This window comes from Albimonas marina (genome assembly GCF_029223255.1).
Lineage (GTDB): Bacteria > Pseudomonadota > Alphaproteobacteria > Rhodobacterales > Rhodobacteraceae > Albimonas.
Window position 1 is genome coordinate 19015 of the sequence record NZ_JARHUC010000001.1, and the last position, 21629, is coordinate 40643.

The 21629-nt window shown below is 71.8% G+C and carries 19 protein-coding genes; 15 read left to right on the forward strand and 4 right to left on the reverse strand.

Annotated elements, in window-relative coordinates:
* Positions 1 to 165 precede the first annotated feature (165 nt).
* From P2H44_RS00105 to P2H44_RS00115, 3 genes are all read right to left on the reverse strand, one after another.
* Positions 166 to 1374 (reverse strand): threonine ammonia-lyase, encoded by a 1209-nt coding sequence (locus P2H44_RS00105; protein ID WP_275761372.1) that lies wholly within the window; start codon positions 1372 to 1374, stop codon positions 166 to 168.
* A 241-nt stretch (positions 1375 to 1615) separates the two neighbouring features.
* The gene (locus P2H44_RS00110) at positions 1616 to 2890 is read right to left on the reverse strand and encodes a M20/M25/M40 family metallo-hydrolase (RefSeq protein ID WP_275761373.1); all 1275 of its coding nucleotides are present in this window, start codon (positions 2888 to 2890) and stop codon (positions 1616 to 1618) included.
* A gap of 131 nt (positions 2891 to 3021) precedes the next feature.
* Complete coding sequence (locus P2H44_RS00115) at positions 3022 to 3933, reverse strand: LysR family transcriptional regulator (RefSeq protein ID WP_275761374.1); 912 nt, start codon at positions 3931 to 3933, stop codon at positions 3022 to 3024.
* A 250-nt stretch (positions 3934 to 4183) separates the two neighbouring features.
* Between P2H44_RS00115 and P2H44_RS00120 the strand changes: the two genes are divergently transcribed.
* The 6 genes from P2H44_RS00120 (at position 4184) to P2H44_RS00145 (ending at position 9803) form a co-directional block, all read left to right on the forward strand.
* Positions 4184 to 4966: a 5-oxoprolinase subunit PxpA gene (locus tag P2H44_RS00120; protein ID WP_275761375.1), complete on the forward strand. Its 783-nt coding sequence runs from the start codon at positions 4184 to 4186 to the stop codon at positions 4964 to 4966.
* A 26-nt stretch (positions 4967 to 4992) separates the two neighbouring features.
* Entirely contained in the window at positions 4993 to 5229 is a 237-nt protein-coding gene (locus P2H44_RS00125) for an acetyl-CoA carboxylase (RefSeq protein ID WP_275761376.1), read from the forward strand.
* Positions 5230 to 5231: 2 nt separating this feature from the next.
* On the forward strand, positions 5232 to 6587 hold the full coding sequence (locus P2H44_RS00130) for an acetyl-CoA carboxylase biotin carboxylase subunit (protein WP_275761377.1): 1356 nt from the start codon (positions 5232 to 5234) through the stop codon (positions 6585 to 6587).
* A 100-nt stretch (positions 6588 to 6687) separates the two neighbouring features.
* Positions 6688 to 7563 (forward strand): 5-oxoprolinase subunit B family protein, encoded by an 876-nt coding sequence (locus tag P2H44_RS00135; RefSeq protein ID WP_275761378.1) that lies wholly within the window; start codon positions 6688 to 6690, stop codon positions 7561 to 7563.
* Positions 7553 to 8524 (forward strand): 5-oxoprolinase subunit C family protein, encoded by a 972-nt coding sequence (locus P2H44_RS00140; protein ID WP_275761379.1) that lies wholly within the window; start codon positions 7553 to 7555, stop codon positions 8522 to 8524. The genes P2H44_RS00135 and P2H44_RS00140 overlap by 11 nt, the downstream gene beginning before the upstream one ends.
* Before the next feature lie 130 nt (positions 8525 to 8654).
* Entirely contained in the window at positions 8655 to 9803 is a 1149-nt protein-coding gene (locus P2H44_RS00145; protein ID WP_275761380.1) for an ABC transporter substrate-binding protein, read from the forward strand.
* Positions 9804 to 9900: 97 nt separating this feature from the next.
* Here the strand turns inward: P2H44_RS00145 and P2H44_RS00150 are convergent, their stop codons facing one another.
* Positions 9901 to 10923 carry a GntR family transcriptional regulator gene (locus tag P2H44_RS00150; RefSeq protein WP_275761381.1) on the reverse strand — a complete coding sequence of 341 codons (1023 nt, stop codon included), beginning with the start codon at positions 10921 to 10923 and terminating at the stop codon, positions 9901 to 9903.
* Between the two features lie 209 nt (positions 10924 to 11132).
* Between P2H44_RS00150 and P2H44_RS00155 the strand changes: the two genes are divergently transcribed.
* The 9 genes from P2H44_RS00155 (at position 11133) to P2H44_RS00195 (ending at position 21622) form a co-directional block, all read left to right on the forward strand.
* Complete coding sequence (locus P2H44_RS00155) at positions 11133 to 12236, forward strand: ABC transporter ATP-binding protein (RefSeq protein ID WP_275761382.1); 1104 nt, start codon at positions 11133 to 11135, stop codon at positions 12234 to 12236.
* Positions 12233 to 13111, forward strand: coding sequence for an ABC transporter permease (locus P2H44_RS00160; RefSeq protein ID WP_275761383.1), 879 nt, complete (start codon positions 12233 to 12235; stop codon positions 13109 to 13111). The genes P2H44_RS00155 and P2H44_RS00160 overlap by 4 nt, the downstream gene beginning before the upstream one ends.
* A gap of 3 nt (positions 13112 to 13114) precedes the next feature.
* The gene (locus P2H44_RS00165; RefSeq protein ID WP_275761384.1) at positions 13115 to 13972 is read left to right on the forward strand and encodes an ABC transporter permease; all 858 of its coding nucleotides are present in this window, start codon (positions 13115 to 13117) and stop codon (positions 13970 to 13972) included.
* Positions 13969 to 14715: an SDR family NAD(P)-dependent oxidoreductase gene (locus P2H44_RS00170; RefSeq protein ID WP_275761385.1), complete on the forward strand. Its 747-nt coding sequence runs from the start codon at positions 13969 to 13971 to the stop codon at positions 14713 to 14715. Before P2H44_RS00165 ends, P2H44_RS00170 begins: the two co-directional genes overlap by 4 nt.
* A gap of 10 nt (positions 14716 to 14725) precedes the next feature.
* Complete coding sequence (locus P2H44_RS00175) at positions 14726 to 15478, forward strand: SDR family NAD(P)-dependent oxidoreductase (RefSeq protein WP_275761386.1); 753 nt, start codon at positions 14726 to 14728, stop codon at positions 15476 to 15478.
* Positions 15479 to 15533: 55 nt separating this feature from the next.
* The gene (locus P2H44_RS00180; protein ID WP_275761387.1) at positions 15534 to 16745 is read left to right on the forward strand and encodes an ABC transporter substrate-binding protein; all 1212 of its coding nucleotides are present in this window, start codon (positions 15534 to 15536) and stop codon (positions 16743 to 16745) included.
* Positions 16746 to 16803: 58 nt separating this feature from the next.
* Positions 16804 to 17910 carry an ABC transporter ATP-binding protein gene (locus P2H44_RS00185; protein WP_275761388.1) on the forward strand — a complete coding sequence of 369 codons (1107 nt, stop codon included), beginning with the start codon at positions 16804 to 16806 and terminating at the stop codon, positions 17908 to 17910.
* A 143-nt stretch (positions 17911 to 18053) separates the two neighbouring features.
* The gene (locus P2H44_RS00190) at positions 18054 to 19517 is read left to right on the forward strand and encodes an amidase family protein (RefSeq protein WP_275761389.1); all 1464 of its coding nucleotides are present in this window, start codon (positions 18054 to 18056) and stop codon (positions 19515 to 19517) included.
* Between the two features lie 17 nt (positions 19518 to 19534).
* On the forward strand, positions 19535 to 21622 hold the full coding sequence (locus P2H44_RS00195; protein ID WP_275761390.1) for a hydantoinase/oxoprolinase family protein: 2088 nt from the start codon (positions 19535 to 19537) through the stop codon (positions 21620 to 21622).
* Positions 21623 to 21629 lie beyond the last annotated feature (7 nt).

Here is a 21629-nt window from a genome sequence, read left to right on the forward strand (position 1 = left end):
CCTCCGCCGGGGCCCCGCCCCGATCCGCCGAAGGCCGACCCGACCTGACTAAGCGGCGCCGGCGCGGTTTTCCAGCGCGCAGGGCCGGACGCGGGCGCGCGAAGGCCTTCCGCGAACGCGGACAGGCGGCGAGGCGACCCTCGCCCGCCGGGGTCCGAGGCCCCCTCAGGCCCCTTCGGCGCGCAGCTTGAAGCCGCGGGCGCGCAGGGCCTCGACCAGGTCCTGCACGTGGAAGCGGTCGCGCGCCTCGATCACCACGTCCAGCTCGGCCTGCTTCAGCGCCACGCTCTGGAACATGCGCTGGTGGATCACCTCGATCACGTTCGCCCCCGCCTCGCCGATCATCCGGGAGATCTCGGCGAGCTGCCCGGGCCGGTCGTCGATCTCGAAGGTCAGGCGGGCGATGCGGCCGTCGCGCACCAGGCCGCGCAGGATCAGGGTCGACAGGATCCGCGAGTCGATGTTGCCCCCGCAGACCACCAGCCCCACCTTGCGCCCCTTCAGCTCGCCCGCCAGCGCCTTGACCACCGCCATGCCGGCGCCCGCCGCGCCCTCGGCCACGATCTTCTCGGCCGACAGCAGGTCGAAGACCGCGGCCTCGATCTCCTCCTCGGTGGCGGATTCGATGCGGTCGACATGGTCGCGGATCAGCGCGAGGTTCGCCTCCGCCGGCGCCTTCACCGCGATGCCCTCGGCCAGGCTCGCGGCGGCGAAATGCGGCTCGAACCCCTCGATCCGGGCCTTCACCGCGTCGAACAGCCGGGCCTGCGCGCCGATCACCTGGATCGAGGGCTTGATCGCCTTGGCCGCCACCGCCATCCCCGCGATCAGCCCGCCGCCGCCGATGGGCGCCACGATCGCGTCGAGGTCGGGCACCTGCTCGAGCATCTCGCACGCCACCGTGCCCTGCCCGGCGGCGACGATCGGGTCGTCGAACGGGTGGATCAGCACCAGCCCCTCGTGCGCCACCAGCTCATGGGTGAAGGCCATCGCCTCCTCGAAGGTCTCGCCATGCAGCTCGACCCGGCCGCCGAAGTCCTGGGTGCGCTTGATCTTGTTGAAGGGCGTGCCGTGCGGCATCACAATGATCGAGCGCATGCCCAGCCGCGTCGCGTGATAGGCCACGCCCTGCGCATGGTTGCCCGCGCTGCACGCGATCACGCCGGTCGCCCGCTCCTCCTCCGTCAGGCTCAACAGCTTCGCGAGCGCCCCGCGGGCCTTGAAGGCGTTGGTGTGCTGGAGGTTCTCGAGCTTGAGGTAGAGGTCGAAGCCGAGCTGCAGCGACAGCCGCGTCGCATGGACCGTGGGCGTAGTCAGGGTCGCGTCGGCGATGGCGCGGCGCGCCCGGAGGATGTCGGCGTAGACGAGCGTCATCGGGGGCCTCCAGGGCAAGGGCGGCCCGACCCGGAGGCACGGGCCCCGGTCGGGCGTCAGGGCCTCGCGCAGGGCCCGGCGTCGCCGGGGCGCCGGACCAGCGAGGCCGCCGACTTCTAAGGGACGCGGGCGGGATTGAAAAACCCTCAATCCACCTGCGTCCCGCGGGAGAGAAGAGGCGAAGCGTCGCCCTGTCCGCCGCTCCCCTCGCCGCAGCCGGCCCCCGCCTGCCCGCCTACCCTCAGCCCGCCGGCGCCTCCGCCCGGCCCAGGTAGTCGAGCGCGCACATCAGGTGCAGCTTCAGGACGGCCATCGCCTCGTCCTCGGTCACGTGCTCGTCGTTCGTGCCCATGCTCAGCGGAGAGGGGCCGCAGATCACCGCCGGGATCCCCCGCCAGCGCCAGTAGCGGGTGTCGGTTCCGCCCAGGCTGCACACCGGCGGCGCCTCCCGGCCCAGCAGGGCGCGGGTGTTGTCGCGCAGGATCGTGGCCATCTCCCCGTAGGGATCGGTGCTCGAGGCCGGGTAGCTGTGCGCCTCGTTCACCTCCAGCCGGCAGCCGTGGCGCGCGGCGATCGCCTCCAGCCTCGGGCGGGCGCGGTCGCGCTCGGGCCCCACGGGGAAGCGCATGTCCAGGTGCGCCTCGCAGGCGCCGGGGATCTGGGTCGCCTTGAAGCCCCCCCGCAGGATGCCGACGTTCACCGTGATCCGCTTCGCCGTGTCCGCCGCGCCGTTCCCCAGCAGGCGGTTCGCCGCCTCGACGGTCGCCGGATCGTCGAGGATGCGCCGGAACTCCGCCGGCATCTCCGCCTCGCGCATGTGGAAGGCGTCGTAGATCTCGTCCACCGCCGCCATCGCCTGCCGGATCGGGTTGCCCGCCTGGTGCGGATAGCCGCCATGCCCCCCCGCCCCCTCGGCCGAGAGGGAGAAGCGCAGCGTCCCCTTCTCCATGAAGCGCACGTTGCCCAGGCCGCTCGGCTCGCCGTTCAGGCAGCAGTCGCCCAGCACCTTCCCGGCGTGCTCTTCGAAGAGGTAGGCGGTCCCGTAGCGCCCGCCCGACTGCTCGTCCGAGACGACGGTCAGCGTCAGCTCGCCCTGCAGCGCCTCGCGATGGGGATGCAGCAGGCAGTAGGTGAGGATCGAGGCCAGCGTCCCCGTCTTCATGTCCGAGGCGCCGCGCGCGGTGATCCGCCCGTTCGCGCGCTCGGCGGCCCACAGATGGTCCTCCACCGCGGGGAACACGTCCATGTGCCCGTTCAGGACCAGATGCCGCCCCGGCCCGCCCGCGCGCCACTTGCCCACGATGTTGGGCATGTCCTCGCGCGCGCTCAGGATCTCGTAGGGCACCCCGTGACGGTCGAGGATGCCGCGCACGAAGGCGCAGGCCTCGCGCATGTCGCCCGGCGGATTGACGCTGCGGATGCGCAGGAAGTCCTGGAGGAGCGCCAGGTGCGCCTCGCGCTCGGCCTCCATCCGCTCGATCAGCTCCGCCTTCAGGGCGGCCGTCCTGTCCTGCATGGGGGGGTCCGTCTCCGACGCCAGCCCGTCCGTTCCGACCGAATGACCTGGCGTCCGCCCCTCCGGCAGGGTGAGAGGCCCCGATCAATGACCCCCGGCCCGGACCATGGCAAGCGCGCCCGCGTCGCGCCTCAGCGCGGCGCGATCGCGGGGGCCGAGAGGAAGCGGGCGGTGAAATAGTCCCGGAAGGCGGTCATCGCCGGGGTGAACTCGGCCCCCCGCCGCCACACCAGCCCCACGTCCATCGGCGGCGCCGCGTCGGCGAGGTTCACCTGCTCCAGCCGCCGCCCCTCCAGCGACCAGGGGCGGTAGACCATGTCCGACAGGATCGTCACCCCCAGCCCGTTCGCCACCATCGAGCGCACCGCCTCGACCGAGGACGTGCGCAGCACGATCCGCGGCTGCCGCCCCGTGGGCGCCCAGTAGCGCATGGCGGTGTGGGCGGCCTCGTCCACCGTCAGCATCACGTAGGGATGCTCCGCCACGTCCGCGAGCCCGACCGATTCCCGCTCCAGCAACGGGTGGCGCGAGGGCGTCCACAGCCGGCGCTGCGAGCCGACCAGCGTCTGCGAGGCCAGCTCCGGGTTCGAGATGTTCGAGGTCAGCGCCACGGCGATGTCCACCCGCCCGTCGATCAGCCCCTCCTCGATCAGCTCGCGCGGCATCTCGTGGATGGTGACGTCCAGCCCCGGCTGGGCGCGGGCCAGCCGCTCCAGGTGCCCGGGCAGGAAGTAGCCGATCACCGTGTAGGTCGCCGCGATGGTCAGCCGGCCCGAGACCTCGGGCCCCTCGCGCACCTGCATCGCCTCCTCGACCTTGGTCAGGATCTCGTAGGCCGAGGACAGGAACCGCTGCCCCGTCCGCGTCAGCGCCATCCCCCTGGCCGAGCGCAGGAAAAGCGCGGCGCCGAGCGCGGTCTCCAGCTCCTTGATCGCCGCCGTCACCGCCGATTGCGACACCGACAGCTCCACCGCCGCGCGGCTGACCTGCCCCAGCTCGGCGGTGGCGACGAAGTACTTCAAGTGCCGCAGGTTGAAGGACATGTCCGCCCTTTGCGTTCGGAATATCGAATGCCAGGCCATCGGGAAATCCGATGACCGGCCGCCCCGACGCAGCGCCCCGGGAGCGATCCGCGAGCCCACGGGCGACCGCCCCCAGGCTCCATCGGATTTTCTGATAATGCAACTCCACAAAATTGTTCTGGCTCATGCCCTGGACCCGCTGCACGCTTCCCTTGTCCAGACAGGCGCGCCCCCCGCCGGCGCCGACCCGAGACCGAAGAGGAAGCCGCCGATGTACCGTACCGCCGTCGATCTCAACTGCGACATGGGCGAGGGCTTCGGCCACTGGAGCTATGGCGAGGCGCCCGACGACGAGCTGATGAAGATCATCTCCTCGGCCAACGTCGCCTGCGGCTACCACGCGGGCGATCCCTCGATCATGGACCGCATGGCGCGGATGTGCGCCGAGCATGGCGTGGGCCTGGGCGCCCACCCCGCCTACAACGACCTGCAGGGCTTCGGCCGCCGCGCCATCGACGCGAGCCCGGAGGAGCTGGTCAACGACATCCTCTACCAGGTCGGGGCCCTGCGCGAGTTCGGCCGCCGCCACGGCGTCCGCCTCCAGCACGTGAAGCCGCACGGCGCGCTCTACATGACCGCCGCGCGCGACGCCGAATTCTCCCGCCAGATCTGCGACGCGCTGGGCAAGTCGGCGCCCGACGTGTTCCTCTACTGCATGCAGGCCTCCGAGACCCGGCGCGTGGCGCAGGAATCCGGCCGCCCCGTGATCCGCGAGTTCTACGCCGACCGCGACTATGCCGACGACGGGCTGATCGTCTTCGCCCGCAAGATGCGCAAGCTCGACCCCGAGGAGATGGCGCAGAAGTGCCTGCGCGCCTGCCGCGAAGGCCTGGTCACCACCGTCACCGGCAAGGAGCTGAAGATCGAGTTCGAGTCGATCTGCTTCCACTCCGACACCCCCGGCGCGCTGCAGATCGGGCAGGCGGTGCGCGCCGCGCTCGTCGGCGCGGGCGTGACCATCGCCCCGCCCTCCGCCCTCTCGGCCGCCGCCTGACCCCTCCCGACGCAAGGACCCGCCCCATGGCCAAGGAAATCCGCTCGCCGCTGCCCGGCACCTTCTACCGCAAGCCCGCCCCCGACCAGCCGCCCTTCGTCGAGGACGGCGCCTCGGTCGCCGCCGGCGACGTCGTGGGCCTGGTGGAGGTGATGAAGTCCTTCCACGAGGTGAAGGCCGAGGCCGCCGGCGACAACATCCGCTTCAAGCTCGAGAACGAGGATGCGGTGACCGCCGGCGCCCTCCTCGCGGAGATGGACTGACCGTGGCGGATCCCGCCGGCAAGTCCCTCTTCGTCGCCAACCGCGGCGAGATCGCCGTGCGCGTCGGCCGCGCCGCGAAGGCGCTGGGGATGGAGTGGGTGCAGGCCCACTCCCAGGCCGACGCCGACATGCTCGCGGTGCGCGAGGCCGACCGCGCGGTCGAGATCGGCCCAGCGCAGGCGACCAAGTCCTACCTCGACGCCGACCGCGTGGTGGCGGCGGCGAAGGAGGCCGGCGCCCACGCCGTCCACCCCGGCTACGGGTTCCTGAGCGAGAACGCCGCCTTCGCCCGCAAGGTCGAAGAGGCCGGCATGATCTTCGTGGGCCCCTCGGCCGACACGATCGCGCGCATGGGCGACAAGGTCGCCGCCCGCGAGGCCGCCATCGCCGCCGGCGTCCCGGTGGCGCAGGGCTCCCAGGGCCGGGTCCCCGACGTGGACGCCGCCAAGACCATCGCCGCCGAGATCGGCTACCCCGTCATGGTCAAGGCCGCCGCCGGCGGCGGGGGCCGCGGCATCCGGGTGGCGGAGTCCGAGGCCGATCTCGCCCGCCTGTTCCCCCAGGCCGCCCAGGAGGCGCAGGCCGCCTTCGGCGACGGCGGCCTCTACATCGAGCAGTTCATCCGCGACGCCCGCCATGTCGAAGTGCAGATCATGGGCGACGGAACCGCGGCGGTGCACTTCTATGAGCGCGAATGCTCCCTCCAGCGCCGCCGCCAGAAGGTGTGGGAGGAGGCGCCCGCCGCCTGCCTGACCGACGCGCAGCGCGCCCATGTCTGCGAGGCCTCGGTGCGCCTGGCCGAAGCGGTCTCCTACCGCGGGGCCGGCACGCTGGAGTACCTCTTCGACCCTGCCCGCGGGACCTTCGCCTTCCTGGAGATGAACACCCGCATCCAGGTCGAGCACCCGGTGACCGAGATGATCACCGGCCACGACCTGGTGGCCGAGATGATCCGCGTGGCCTTCGGCGCCCCCCTCTCGGTCGCCCAGTCCGACATCGCCATGTCCGGCCACTCGATCGAGGTCCGCGTCAACGCCGAGGACCCGTTCAACAACTTCATGCCCTTCCCCGGCGTGGTCTCGGGCCTCTCGGTCCCCGAGGGCGTGCGCTTCGACACGATGCTCTACGAGGGCTACGCGATCCCGCCCTTCTACGACTCCCTGATCGGCAAGCTGATCGTGAAGGGCGAGGACCGGGCCGCGGCCATCGCCGCCCTCTCGGCCGCCATCGAGTCCATGACCATCGACGGCCTCAAGACCACCCTGCCGCTGCACGCGGCGCTGGCCGCCGACGTGGAGGTGCAGGCGGGCGAGGCCCATACCGGCTGGCTCGAGGACTGGCTCGCGAAACGCGGCTGAAGATCCACCCGTCGCCCCCGGCCGGGGGCGACGTCCCCCCACCGGCCGCGCGCAGCGGCGGACCCGACCGCCCCACGGCGCGGCAAGGAGGCGAGACCCGATGAAGACACGCTATTCCTTCGGAGGCGACGAGCACATTTTCGTCGAGGTGGACGAGGAGATGTCCCTCGACGCCTTCTTCAAGGCGATCTCGATCACCACCGCGCTGCGCGAGAAGAACCTCGCCGGCGTCACCGAGATCTGCCCCGCCAACGCCTCCTTCCAGGTGAAGTACGATCCCGACGTGATCGCGCCGGACGACATGCTGGCGGAGCTCAAGGCCCTGGAATCCCGGGCCGAGGACGCCGCCAAGACCATCACCACCCGGATCGTCGAAGTCCCCGTCTACTTCCAGGACCCCTGGACCCACGAGACCCTGATGCGCTTCCGCGAGCGGCACCAGGACCCCTCGGGCACCGACCTCGACTACGCCGCCCGCATCAACGGCTACGACAGCGCCGAGGCCTTCGTGGAGGCCTTCCACTCCCAGCCCTGGTTCGTCTCCATGGTCGGCTTCGTGGCGGGCCTGCCCTTCATGTATCAGCTCGTCGAGCGCGAGAAGCAGCTCCAGGTTCCCAAGTACCTGCGCCCCCGCACCGACACGCCCAAGCAGACGGTCGGCTACGGCGGCTGCTTCTCGTGCATCTATTCGGTGCGCGGCGCCGGCGGCTACCAGATGTTCGGCATCACCCCGATGCCGATCTTCGACCCGACCGAGACGATCAGCTACCTCAGCGACTTCATGGTCTTCTTCAACCCCGGCGACATCGTGAAGTTCAGGCCCATCGGGCGCGAGGAGCACGACCGGATCGAGGCCGACGTGAAGACCGGCGCCTGGCGCCCCCGCATCGCCGAGGTCTCCTTCGACCTCGCCGCCTGGACCGCAGACCCCGCCGGGACCAACGCCAAGCTGATGGAGGCGCTCGATGCCGTTTAAGGTTCTCAAGCCCGGCCTGCTGACCACGGTGCAGGACCTCGGCCGCCCCGGCTACTTCCACCTCGGCATCCCCCAGGGCGGCGCGATGGACCGCCTCTCCCTGCGGGCCGCCAACCTCCTCGTCGGAAACCCCGAGGACGCCGCGGCGCTGGAAGCCGTGTTCCTCGGTCCCGAGCTCGAATTCCAGTCCGACGGCCTCGTCGCCGTCACCGGCGCCGACCTGCCGATCCTGCTGGACGGCGAGGAGCAGCCCGGCTGGACCGCCTTCCCGGTCAAGGCCGGCCAGGTCCTGTCGTTCGGCTACCTCAAGTCCGGCGCCCGCATCATCATCGCGGTCTCCGGCGGCATCGCGACCGAGGCCGCGCTCGGCTCCCGCTCCACCTACGCCATCGGCGCGCTGGGCGGCGTGAACGGCCGCGCCGTCGCCGCCGGCGACGTGATCCCCACCGGCGAGCCCGGCGCGGGCAAGGCCGGCGCCTCGGTCCCTGCGGACCTGCGCCGCGGCCCCGGCTCCCCCGCCGAGCTGCGCGTCCTCCCCGGCCTCTTCTGGCACTGGATCACCCCCGCCGCCCAGAAGGCCTTCTTCGAGGACGAGTGGAAGGTGGCGCCCGAGGCCGACCGCATGGGCTACCGCTTCAAGGGCGGCCGCCCGATGGAGTTCGAGCCGCGCGAGCGGCCCTTCGGCGCCGGCTCCGACCCCTCCAACATCGTGGACGGCTGCTATCCCTACGGCTCCGTGCAGGTGCCCGGCGGGACCGAGCCGATCGTGCTCCACCGCGACGCGGTCTCCGGCGGCGGCTACTTCATGGTCGGCACGGTGATCTCGGCCGACATGGACCTGATCGGCCAGCTTCAGCCGCACATGCCGGTGAAGTTCGTCGAGGCGACGATGGACAGCGCCCTCGCCGCCCGGGCCGAGCGCAAGGCCGTCGTGGCCAGGATCCGCGAGGCCCTGGCCTGAGATGGCCGCCCGCGCGGAGATCCCCGACCCCGGCCCGTCGGGGCTCCGCGCGCCCGATCGCCCGGCGCGGCGCCTCCCGGCCGCCGGCCCGCAGGCCCCCGCGGTCAAGCGCCCGCGGGAGCCGCTGCGCGTGCTCGGCACCTCGGTCACCCAGATCGAGCCGATCCGCAGGCTGGCCGAAGCCGACCTCGGCCTGCCGCTGGACCTGATCACGCTCGACGGCGCCTCGGCCCAGCGCCGCGGGGCGCTGTTCCCCTCCAGCTTCGACGTCTACGACCAGTGGTTCCATGACCTGGACTTGATCTGGCCCGCCGGCTCGATCCAGCCGCTCGACCTGCGCCGCATCGCGGCCTGGGACGCGGTGGGCGACCTGCCCCGGACCGGGCGGCTGGGCCCCGCCGGCCGCTCGGCGCCCGGCGGCGACCCCTCGCGCCTGCTGTGGGTGCAGGCCGACGGCTCGCTGGGGGCCAAGCCCTCGGACCGGATCTCGATGGTCCCCACCGTCCACAACGCCGACGCCTTCGCGGTGACGGGGGTGGACCCCGCCACGGTCGACAGCTGGGGCGCCCTGCTCGACCCCGCCTGGGGCGGCAAGGTGCTGGTGCAGTCCGACGCCGCCATCGGCTGCTACGACATGCTGCTCGCCCTGCGCGCGCGGGGCCTGATGTCCCCCGCCGACCTCGGCGACCTCGCGCTGGAAGAAATCGACGCCCTCGTCGCCCGCCTGCGCGAAGTCCATGCCGCCGGCCATTTCCGCGCCGTGTGGACAGACGAATCCGAGGCCATCGACGCCCTGCGCGCCGCCCGGCGCGAGGGTCGGCCGATGATCGGCTCGCTGTGGTGGTCCGGCCTGATCGCGCTGCGCGCCGAGGGCGTGCCCGTCGCCATGGCCACCCCGAAGGAGGGCTATCGCGGCTGGTTCGGGGGCCTCGCCCTCTCGGCCCGCGCCAAGGGCTGGGCGCAGGACGCGGCCTACGACTACATCAACTGGTGGCTCGACGGCGCGCCCGGCGCGATCCTGGCGCGCAACGGCGCCTACATGGCCAATTCCGAGGCCGTCCGCGGCCGCCTCACCGCCGCCGAATGGGGCTTCTGGTATGGCGGCGAGCCCGCCCGCACCGAGATCCGCGACGCCTTCGGCCGCATCATCTTCGCCCCCGGCGAGCGTCGCGAGGGCGGCGCCTACGCCGACCGCATGTCCCGCATCGCCGTGTGGAACACGGTGATGACCGAGCACAACTACCTCGTCCGCCGCTGGGACGACGCGCTGGACGTGTGACCGTCACGGCGCATTGAAATGCGCCCTACGTCCCGCGCAGACCCGTAGGGCGCATTTCAATGCGCCGCCCCCGGGGCCCCACCGCGCACTCCGAGCCCTAGTTGCTCTCCCGGATCAGGTACCCCGGCAGCTCCGGCTGCGGAAACACCGACACCGCCATCAGCCGCCGCCGGGTCCGCTCCGCCGACAGGCGCATGTGCTCGGCCATCGCGTCCGCCCCGGCGGCCCAGGACCCGCGGGTCACGAACTCCAGCACGATCCGATGCTCCCCCATCGCCAGCGCGAAGGGGCGGGAGCCGACGAATTCCGCGAACACCCGGTTCACCACCAGCGCGATCTGGCTCTGGCGGATCATCCGCAGCAGGTGCGGGTTGGGGCTGGCCGCCAGCAGGCGCACGTGCAGGTCGCTCTCCAGCTCCTCGATCACCGGGGGCGGCAGGTCGTCGGGGTCGTCCTGCGCGGCGATCACCCGCTCGAGCATGTCCGCCAGCTCGCGGCCCGGCAGGCGCGGCGCGCTCTCGGTCAGGGCCAGCGGCTCCAGCGCCCCGCGGATCGCGAAGTAATGGGCCACGTCGCGGGCGGTCAGCGGCCCGATCATCCAGTGGCTGCGCGGGTTCTTCTGCACCAGCCCCCGGTCCTGCAGCCGCGACAGCAGCTCCCGGATTACGTTGCGCGAGACGTCGTAGTGGTCCGCCGCCGCCTGTTCGTGCACCCGGAACAGCCCGAAGGGCAGCGCGCGGGCGACCGAGCCCTCGAAGTCCCGCGCGATCCGCTCCGCCGCCCCCATCTGCGGCTCCGGCGCGCCTGCGTCGAGGCCCAGCATGTCCGGCGTCAGCTTCACCCGGTTGGGCTGGTCGGCGCCGGGCACCAGGAAGCCGCGGCCCGCGAAGCGCTCCAGCATCCCGCGCGCCGCCAGCTCCCCCATCGCGGTGCGCACCGGCGTGCGGGAGGAGCCGAACAGCTTCGCCACCGGCCCCTCGGTCAGCACCGTGCCCGGCGCCAGCCGGCCGCCCGCGATCGCCTGCTCCAGCGCCCGCTCGACGGCCGCATACAGCGGCGCCGGGCGCCCGGCGTCGGCCCCGCGGGAATCAAGCGCGTCTTCGAAGTCGTCGTCGCTCAAGCCTGGCCTCGTGTCGTTGTCGGAAACGCTAACCTCAAAATCGGCTTTCGTATACGAAAGTCGCTTTCATGGCGCTGCATATCTGGGCCTTCCTGCCCATTCCGCCGCCTTTCGCGCGGAATCCATCCGCCCTCCATCCTTAAGTTTTGACTTTTGTCACCAAAGTGCAATTCTGACCTCGCGAGTCGAACCACGGAGGACACGCCGGCATGCTGGAGCTTCAGGGGCTCTCCAAGCGCTACGGGACCGAGGTCGCCCTCGACGACGTCTCCCTCGTCGTCCAGGACGACGAGTACCTGACGCTTCTCGGCCCCTCGGGCTCGGGCAAGTCCACCCTGCTGCGGGTTATCGCGGGGCTCGAGACGCCGGACGCCGGCCGCGTGCTGCTCGACGGCGCCGACATCTCGACCCTGCCGACCCACCGCCGGGGCCTCGGGATCGTCCAGCAGAACTACGCGCTGTTCCCCCACATGACGGTCTTCGACAACGTCGCCTTCGGCCTGCGCTTCCGCGAGGCGAACCCGGTGACGGACGAGGCCGAGGTGAAGCGCCGCGCGCTCGCCACCCTCGACCTCGTGGGCCTGTCGGGGTTCGAGACCCGCCTCCCCGGCCAGCTCTCCGGCGGCCAGAAGCAGCGCGTCTCGCTGGCCCGCACCCTGGTGACCGAGCCCCGCATCTGCCTGCTGGACGAGCCGCTCGGCGCCCTCGACGCCAACCTGCGCGAGCGCATGACGGTCGAGCTTCGCCGCATCCGCGAGGCGCTGGGCGTCACCTTCCTGCACGTGACCGGCAACGAGGCCGAGGCGCTCGCCATGGGCGACCGGATGATCGTCCTCGACCAGGGCCGCGCCCTGACCGTCGCCGCCCCGGAGGAGATCTTCGCCCGCCCCGTCGACATGCGCGTCGCCCGCTTCCTCAACGCCTGGAACCTGATCCCCGGCCGCGCCACGCCCCAGGGCTTCGAGGCGACGGGCGAGACCCTCGCCCTCCCCGCCCCCGCGCCGGACGCGGCCACCTACGGCGTCCCCTACGACGCCGCCTGGATCTCCCGCGACCCCGCCCCCGCGCCCGGCGAGGGCGCGCTGGCGGCGCGCTACGTCGCCTCCGAGTTCCTCGGCTCGAAGGTGATCTACCTGCTGCGCCGGCCCGACGGGAAGGTGTTCGAGGTGGAGCGCCATCTCAGCCGCGAGGACCCCGAGACCTACGCCCAGGACGAGGCGCTGACGGTCCGCTGGCGCCTGTCGGACGTGCATCTCTTCGACGCCGCCGGCCGCCGCATCGCCCTTCCCGACCCCGCCGGAGCCCTCGCATGACGTCCTCCTCCCCCCACCGCGAGTCCTGGCTGGCGCGCAACCGCAGCCTCGCGCTCGCCACGCCGGGCGTCCTGTGGATGGTGCTGTTCCTTCTCGTGCCGCTCGGCATGATGATCTACGTCAGCTTCTGGACGCAGACGACCTTCGCGATCAACTCCACGCTGACGACCAAGAGCTGGACGACCTTCTTCGCCTCCGACACCTACGTCGGCGCGCTGCTCCGCACCCTGCGGCTCTGGCTCACGGTCCTCGCCCTGACCTTCGTCATCGGCTACCCGACCGCGCTGTTCATCGGCCGCTTCGTGCGCTCGAAATCCATCCAGACGATCCTGCTGGTCGCCTGCGTGATCCCGTTCTGGACCTCGTTCCTGATCCGCGTCCTGGCCTGGCGCCCGATGCTGGGGCGCGAGGGCGCGGTGAACATCGTCCTCGAGAACCTCGGGATCATCTCCCAGCCCATCGAGACGCTGCTGTTCACCGAGACCTCGGTCGTCATCGGCATGGTGCAGATCTACGTGGTGTTCATGGTCGGCCCGGTGGCCTTCATGCTGGCGCGCATCGACGACAGCCTGATCGAGGCCGCGCGCGACCTCGGCGCCTCCGCCTGGACCATCTTCTCGAAGATCATCTTCCCGCTCAGCCTGCCCGGCGTGGTGGTCGGCGCGATCTTCGTCTCGGTGATGGTGCTGGGGGAGTTCGCCACCGCCTCCGCCCTCTCGGGCCGCAAGGTGAACCTGCTGGGCAACATCATCGTCAGCCAGGTCGGCTCCCTGAAATGGGCCTTCGCCGCGGTGATCGGCGTGGTGCTGACCGTCTGCATCGGGGTGGTGGTCGCCGCCCTCCTGCGCCTCGTCAACCTGCGCAAGGAGCTCTGAGCCATGGGCGACCTTCCGATCCTGAAGCGCACGCTGGCGGTCTACACCGCGCTCTTCATCGTGTTCCTCTACGGCCCCTTCGTGGTGATGGGCATCCTCAGCTTCCAGGCGGGCCCCGAGGGCGGCCCCCAGTTCCCGATCATCGAGTGGTCGACCTACTGGTACCGCCACCTGTTCGGGCTGACGGAAGCCTCCCGCATCGCCCCCCTGCCGATCCGCGAGGCGCTGCTGCGCTCCCTGACCCTGGCCTTCGCGACCACCGTGGTCTCGACGGTCCTGGGCACCCTCACCGCGCAGGCGTTCCGCCGGAACTTCCGCGGCTCGGGCGTGATCTTCTACCTGGTGATCCTGGGGATGATGGTTCCCGGCCTGCTGCTGGGCCTGGGCCAGGCGCTGGTGGCGCAGAACCTCGGGATCGACCGCAGCTGGTGGGGCACCGCCTTCGTGCTGCACGTGGTCTACACCTACCCGTTCGCCTTCCTGGTTATGCTGGCGATCTTCAACCGCTTCGACCCCCGCGTCGAGGAGGCCGCCTGGGCGCTGGGCGTATCCCCCGCCGTCACCTTCCGCAAGGTGACCTTCCCGATGGTCTTCCCCGGCGTGCTCTCGGCCATGCTGTTCGGCTTCACGCTCAGCTACGACGAGTTCCCCCGCACCCTCTTCACCGCCGGCTCCGACGTCACGCTGCCGCTGGCGATCTACGGAACCTTCGCGGTCGAGATCCACCCGAACATCTTCGCCTTCGGGGTCCTGTCGACCCTGTTCTCCTTCACCATCCTGGCCATCTACGGCCTGCTGATGGCGGCCTCCGTCCGCCGCGCCCGCATCAAGGCATCCGGCATCCAGGAGGACGAGGCATGACCCGCCTTTCCGCGCACGCCGCCCTCGTCACCGGCGCCGGCGCCGGCATCGGCCGCGCCATCGCGATCCGCCTCGCCGCCGAGGGCGCCCGGGTCGCCGTCAACGATCTCTCCCCCGACCGCGCCGCCGAGACCGTCGCCCTGATCGCCAGCGCCGGAGGCGAAGCCCTCCCCGCCCCCGGCGACGTCTCGGATCCCGCCGCGGTCGACGCGATGTATTCCGCCGCGGAGTCCGCCTGGGGCCGCGTCACCCTCGCCGTGAACAACGCCGGCATCGTCCACCAGGCGAAGCTGGAGGACCTCGCCGTCGAGGACTTCGACCGGATGATCGCCGTGCACCTGCGCGGCTGCTTCCTCGGCTGCCGCCGCGCCATCAACCCGATGCTGGCGGCGGGCGAGGGCGTGATCGTCAACATCGCCTCCCAGCTCGGCCAGATCGGCGGCGTCGAGCTCGCCCATTACTCCGCCGCCAAGGCCGGCATCATCGGCCTGACCAAGAGCCTGGCCCGCGAGGTCTCCTCCCGCGGCGTCCGCGTCAACGCCGTCGCCCCCGGGCCCATAGCGACCGAACTGGTCATGGCCCTCTCCGACGACTGGCGCGCCGCCAAGACCGCCGAGCTTCCGCTGGGCCGCTTCGGCGAGCCCGAGGACGTGGCGGCCACCGTCGCCTTCCTCGCCTCCGAGGACGCGAAAATCTACGTGGGCCAGACGCTTGGCCCGAATTCCGGCGACGTGATGCTGTGAGGACCCCGAGATGAAAACCGTCCTGATCACCGGCGCCGGCATCGGCATCGGCCGCGCGACCGCCAAGACCTTCGCCGCCGCCGGCTGGCGCGTGATCGTCACCGACGTGCTGGAAGCCGAAGGCGCCGCGGTGGTCGCCGAGATCGAGGCCGCCGGCGGCGCCGCCGAATTCCACCCCCTCGACGTCACCTCCACCGAGGCCGCCGAGGCGCTGGTCGCGAAGGTCCACGCCGCCCACGGCGCCCTCGACGCCCTGATCTGCAACGCCGGCATCGCCCACAAGGTCCCGCTGGCGGAGCTGACCGACGCCAAGTGGGACCACACGATGGAGGTGGACCTGAAGGGCATGATCCGCCTCGTCCGCCCCGCCGTCCCCGCCATGCAGGCCAAGGGCTCGGGCGCCATCGTCTGCCTCAGCTCCATCATGGGCGTCGCCTACGGCTGGGACGAGCACGTCGCCTACTCCGCCGCCAAGTCGGGCGTCGTCGGCATGGTCCGCGCGCTGGCGGTGGAGCTCGCCCGCTCCGGCATCCGCGTGAACGGCGTCGCGCCCGGCTACATCCGCACGGCCCAGGCGCTGTCCGAGAAGCACTCGCTGGGGCCGGAAGGCCTCGAGAAAGCGGCGGAATTCATCCCGATGGGCCGGGTCGGAGAGCCCGAGGACATCGCCGACGTCATCCTTTTCCTCGTCTCGGACCAGGCCCGGTATCTCACCGGCCAGGTGCTGACCGTCGACGGGGGCCTGCTGGTGGGCCGCTACTGACGCGCCCCGCCAGCCCACAACGACCTCGTAAGATCGTCACAACAGGGAGACGACCATGAGACCCTTCCACCCCTCTCGCCGCGGGTTCATCGCGGGCGCCGGCGCGCTGGCCGGCTCCTCCGCCCTGATCCGCCCGAACCGCCTCTGGGCGCAGAGCCTCTCCAGCCAGGAGCTGCGCACCGTCGGCCTCTCGGTCACCGTGCAGGAGCGCATCCTCCAGGACTTCAAGGAGAAGTCCGGCGTGGGCGCGGTGTCGGGCAAGGCCGACATCTTCCCCAACACCCAGACCGAGCTGCTGTCGGGCTCCAAGGCCTACGACTGCTGGGAGACCATCGGCGAGCGTCTGCCGGCGATGACCATCACCAACACCATCGCCCCCATCGCCACCTCCGACCTCACGAACTGGGGCGACATCCGGCCCATCTTCACCCAGGTCGCGGACGGCATGGAGCCCAAGGCCCACATCGCCGGCCAGATCTGGGCGGATGACGCGAAAACCCAGCTGTGGATGGTCCCGACCGTCTTCAACTTCGACTCCATCGGCTACCGCCCCGATCTCGTGGAGGCCGAGGAGGCGAACACCTGGACCTGCCTCTTCGACGACAAGTTCAAGGGCAAGTCGGGCCTCAACGTCGACCCGCTGATCGCCTTCGGCCAGGCCATCCTCGCGATGAACTCGCTGGGCCTGCTCGACGTGCCGAACCCCGGCAACCCCTCCGTCTCCGAGATCGACGAGGCCGCGGCCTTCCTGATCTCCAAGAAGAAGGGCGGCCAGTTCCGCGCGCTGTGGGGCGACTTCGGCGAGCTGGTGAACCTGCTGGCCTCGGGCGAGATGGTGGTGGCCGACGCCTGGCAGCCCGCCGTCATGGCGGTGAAGGCGCAGGGCATCCAGTGCTCCTACGCCGTGCCCAAGGAAGGCTACCGCGGCTGGTCCATCGGCATCTCGATGGTAGACGGCACGCCCAACGCCGAGGCCGTGAAGGCCTACGCCGACTACTGGCTCTCGGGCCCGCCCGCGATCACCGTGTCGGAGCAGGGCTATTACTCCCCGACCACCAAGATCAAGGAGGTCATGGACCCGGCCAAGTACGCCTTCTGGTACGAGGGCAAGCCCTGGACCGGCGCGCCCGAGCGCGGGATCAACGAGGGCGACCTGCGCGACGGCGGCTCGCTGGATGAGCGCTCCTCCCACGTCGCCTACTGGCACCAGTGGCCCGACGAGTACGACCACCTGATGATGAAGTGGGACGAGTTCCTCTCGGCCTGATCCCTCCCGCCCCCGCCCGTCCGGCGGGCGGGGGCCCCCCTTCTTCCCGGAGCGCCCGATGACCCAGTTCGACCTCGAGCTCGTGAAGCTGCGCAAGGTCTATGGCGGCGAGACCGTCGCGGTCGAGGATTTCGACCTGCAGGTGTCGAAGGGCGAGTTCATCTCCTTCGTCGGCCCCTCGGGCTGCGGCAAGACCACCACGCTGCGCATGATCGCGGGGCTGGAGGAGATCACGTCGGGCGACCTGCTGATCCGCGGCCGGAACTTCACCCGCGTCCGGGCCGAGGACCGCCCCACCGCCACGATCTTCCAGAACTACGCGCTGTTCCCCCACATGAGCGTGCGCGAGAACATCGAGTTCGGCCTCAAGGTCCGCGGCCTGTCCTCTGCGGACGTGAAGCGCCGCACCGACGCGATCATCGACAAGCTCGAGCTCGGCCCCGTCGCCGGCACCCGGGAAGGCGCCCTCTCCGGCGGCCAGAAGCAGCGCGTGGCGCTGGCCCGCGGCCTCGCCGTCGAACCCGAGATCCTGCTGCTGGACGAGCCCCTCGGCGCCCTCGACGCCAACCTCCGCAAGTCCATCCAGGAGGAGCTCAAGATCCTCCAGCGCGAGGTCGGCATCACCTTCATCTTCGTCACCCACGCCCAGTCCGAGGCGCTCTCGATGGGCGACCGCGTGGTGGTGATGAACGCCGGCCGGGTCGAGCAGATCTCGGCCCCGTTCGAGCTCTACACCCGCCCCCGCTCCCCCTTCGTGGCCCGTTTCATCGGCCGCAACATCCTGATCCCCGGCGAGCTCGCCCAGACCGGCGCCGACCGCGCCGTGGTCTCCACCCGCTTCGGCCCCCTCGCCGGCGCCCCGGTCTACGCGAGCGCCTCCCCCGGCGCCCGGGCGACCGTCGTGGCGCCCTCCGAATACGTCGAGCTCCACGCCCCCGGCGCCCCCGTGCGCGACGCCGAGGCGACCGAGGGGCTCTCGGGCCGCATCACCGCCCTCGACCCCGTGGGCCACGTGATCTTCGCGACCGTGCAGCTCGACGACGCCCTCTCCGTCCGCCTCGAAACCCATCGCGAACGGTTCGAGGGCCGCGGCCTCGCCCCCGGCTCGCCCGTCGACCTGCGCTGGCGGCCCGGCCGCGCCTCGGTGGTGCTCGACGCCGCCTGATCCCCGCCGGGGCGGCCCGCCGCCCCGCGCCCGACCGGACGGCCGCCGGCCGCCCGCATCCGCAACCGACCAGCCAGGCGCGCCCCCTCCGGCGCGCCCGGGATCCCTGCGCGCCGCCGCGCGTGATGGTGGAGACCTGTCCGATGCCCGCCGCCAAGCGAACCGCCCCCGCCCGCCCCGGGCCCTCCCGCGCCGCCGCGGACGGCCGCGCGGCCGGCGTGGGCGCCGGCGGCGGCGAGGGCGACCGCCTCGACCGGATCGCGGACGCCACCGCCGCCGAGATCGGCCGCGCTCTGGCGACGGGAGAGACCTCGGCCCTCGCCCTGACCGAGCGTCTGCTGGCCCGCATCGCCGCCGGCGACCCCGCCGTCTTCATCCGCCTGACGCCCGAGCGCGCCCGCGCCGAGGCCGTCGCCGCCGACGCCCGCCTCGCCGCCGGGCGGCCGCTGTCCCCCCTCGACGGCGTGCCCATCGCCTGGAAGGACCTCGTCGACATGGCGGGCGAGCGGACCACCGCCGGCTCCGCGCTTCATGCCGACGCGATCCCCGCGGTGCGCGACGCCGACGTGGTCGCCAACGCCGCCCGCGCCGGGATGGTCAGCCTGGGCAAGCTGAACCTCGCCGAATTCGCCTACTCGGCGCTGGGCCAGAACCCGCATTTCGGCACGCCCGCCAACCCCGCCGCCCCCGTCGGCGGCCCCGCGCATGCGCCCGGCGGCTCCTCCTCCGCCTCGGGCGCGGCGGTGGCGGGCGGGCTCGCGCCCTGCGCGCTGGGCTCGGACACCGGCGGCTCGATCCGCATCCCGGCCAGCTTCTGCGGCGTCGTCGGCTACAAGTCCTCCGGCGGCCGCCTGCCCCTGCGCGGGGTCTTTCCCCTGTCCGAGACGCAGGACACCGTCGGCCCGCTCTGCCGCTCGGTCGAGGACGCGGCCCTGCTCGACGCCGTGCTGCGCGGCGCGCCGGCCCCCGCGCCCGCGCCCCTCGACATCGCCAACCTGTCGCTGCTGGTCCCCGAGGGCGCGCCCCTGACCGACCTCCAGCCCGAGGTCGCCGAGAGCTTCGAGCGCGCGCTCTCCGCCCTCGCCCGCGCCGGCGCCTGGATCCGCCGGGTCCGCGTGCCCGCGCTCGACCGCGTGGCAGAGGCGCTCGCCGCCCGCTCGATCATCGCGGCCGAGGCCTACGCCCTCCACCGCGAGGCGCTGGAGGGCCCCGAGCTCGCCCGCATCGACCCCCGCGTCGCCGCCCGCATCCTGGTCGGGCGCACGATGACGGCCGCCGACCTCGTCGCCCTGCACCGCCTGCGCCGCGAGGCGATGGCCGAGCTGTCCGCCGCGCTCGACGGCGCGCTGCTGGCGATGCCCACCACCCTCTCCACCGCCCCCTCCCTGGCCGCGATCGAGGACGACGAGGGCTTCCGCCGCGCCACCGGCCTCGCCAACCGCAACACCGGCATCGGCAGCTTCCTCGACCTGCCCGGCCTCGCGATCCCCTCGGGGCGCGACCGCGCCGGCCTGCCCACCTCCTTCCTCCTCTCCGCCCCGCGCGGCGAGGACCCGCGGCTCCTGCGCGCCGGACTGGGCGTCGAGCCGCTGATCCGCACCTCCTGACCCCGAAAGGAACCCCCATGATACGAGTAGGCGTCGACGTCGGCGGCACCTTCACCGACATCGTCCTCGAGCGCCGCGAGGCCGGCTCCGAGCCCGAGGTGACGGTCACCAAGGTCCCCTCCACCCCCCACGACCAGTCCGAGGGCGTGGTCGCCGGCGTCCTGCAGGTCTGCCGCCAGGCGGGCGTCGAGCCCGCCGCGATCGACCAGCTGTTCCACGGCACCACGGTCGCCACCAACATGGTCATCGAGCGCGACGGCGCCCATGTCGGCATGCTGACCACCAAGGGGTTCCGCGACATCCTCCACATGGCGCGGCATAAAAGGCCGCACAATTTCTCGCTCCAGTTCGACGTCCCCTGGCAGTCGAAGCCCCTGGTGAAGCGCCGCGACCGCCTGCCCATCGCCGAGCGGGTCATGCCCCCCACCGGCGAGATCGAGGTCCCCCTCGACGAAGACGAGGTCCGCGCCGCCGCCGAACTGCTGAAGAAGCGCGGAGTCGAGGCGGTGGCCATCGGCTTCCTGTTCTCCTTCCTCAACGACGCGCACGAGAAGCGCGCCCGCGAGATCGTCGAGGAGGTGATGCCGGAGGCCTACATCTGCGCCTCCTCCGACGTGGTGAACGTGATCCGCGAGTACGAGCGCTTCTCCTCCACCGCCATGAACGCCTACATCGGCCCGCGCACGGCGCTGTATCTCCGCCGGCTGGAAAGCCGCCTGAAGGAGAACGGCATCAACGCCATCGTGCGGATCATGCAGTCGAACGGCGGCATCTCGACCATCGAGAACTCGGCCGCCCGGCCCATCGGCCTGCTGCTGTCCGGCCCCGCCGGCGGCGTCATGGGCGGCCGCTGGACGGGCGAGCACTGCGACGCGGCCAACGTCATCACCATCGACATCGGCGGCACCTCGGCCGACATCTCGGTGATCCAGGACGGCGAGCTGCGCATCAAGAACCCGCGCGACACCACCGTGGCGGACCTGCCGGTGCTGGCCCCGATGATCGACATCGACGCCATCGGCGCCGGCGGCGGCTCCATCGCCTATGTCGACGCCGGCGGCGCCTTCCGCGTCGGCCCCCGCTCCGCCGGCGCGGCCCCCGGCCCCGCCTGCTACGGCCGCGGCGGCACGGAACCCACCGTGACCGACGCCCAGGTGGCGCTCGGCCGCCTCGATCCCAAGCGGTTCCTCGGCGGGGACCTGAGCATCGACAAGAGCCTCGCCGAAGAGGCCATCCGCACCCACATCGCCGAACCCTTGGGGCTCTCCGTCACCGACGCCGCCCTGGGCATCCTGAAGATCATCAACAACAACATGGCGCTCGCCATCAACGCCAACTCGGTCGCCAAGGGCATCGACCCCCGCGGCTTCTCCCTGATGGGCTTCGGCGGCGCCGGCCCGCTGCACGTCGTGGCGCTGGGCGAGATGATCCAGGCCAAGGACATGATCTCCCCCCTCCAGCCCGGCATCACGGCGGCCACCGGCCTGCTCGTGGGCGACCTGAAGTACGAATACACCCAGTCGGTGCTGGCCACCCTCGACGACGCGACCGACGAGACGCTGGCCTCGATCAACGCCATCGCCGACGCCCTGACCGCCGAGGCCACCGCCCAGCTCGACGCCGACGGCATCCCCGCCGACAAGCGCCGCTTCACCAAGGTCATGGAGTGCCGCTACGCCGGCCAGGGCTTCGAGCTTCGCGCCACCATGCCCGAGGGCGCCCTGACCCAGGACAACAAGCAGGCCGTGATCGACGCCTTCTTCGACGTCCACAAGGAAACCTACGGCCACGCCTTCCGCGACCAGATCACCGAGGGCGTGACGCTCCGCGTCATCGCCTCGGCCGAGGTCGACACCCTGCGCCTGAAGGAGCTGGAGAAGGGCGGCCGCGCCAACCCCGAGGACGCGATCCTCTACACCGCCGACACCGTCTTCGACGACGGCAAGGCCACCGCGACGCCGCGCTACGACCGCGAGAAACTGCTGGCCGACGACACGATCGAAGGCCCCGCGATCATCACCCAGCACAACTCCACGACCATCCTGCCGCCCGGCTACGTCGCCACCGTTCTCGGCTACGGCGACATCCGCATCGCGCGCACCTGAGGGAGAG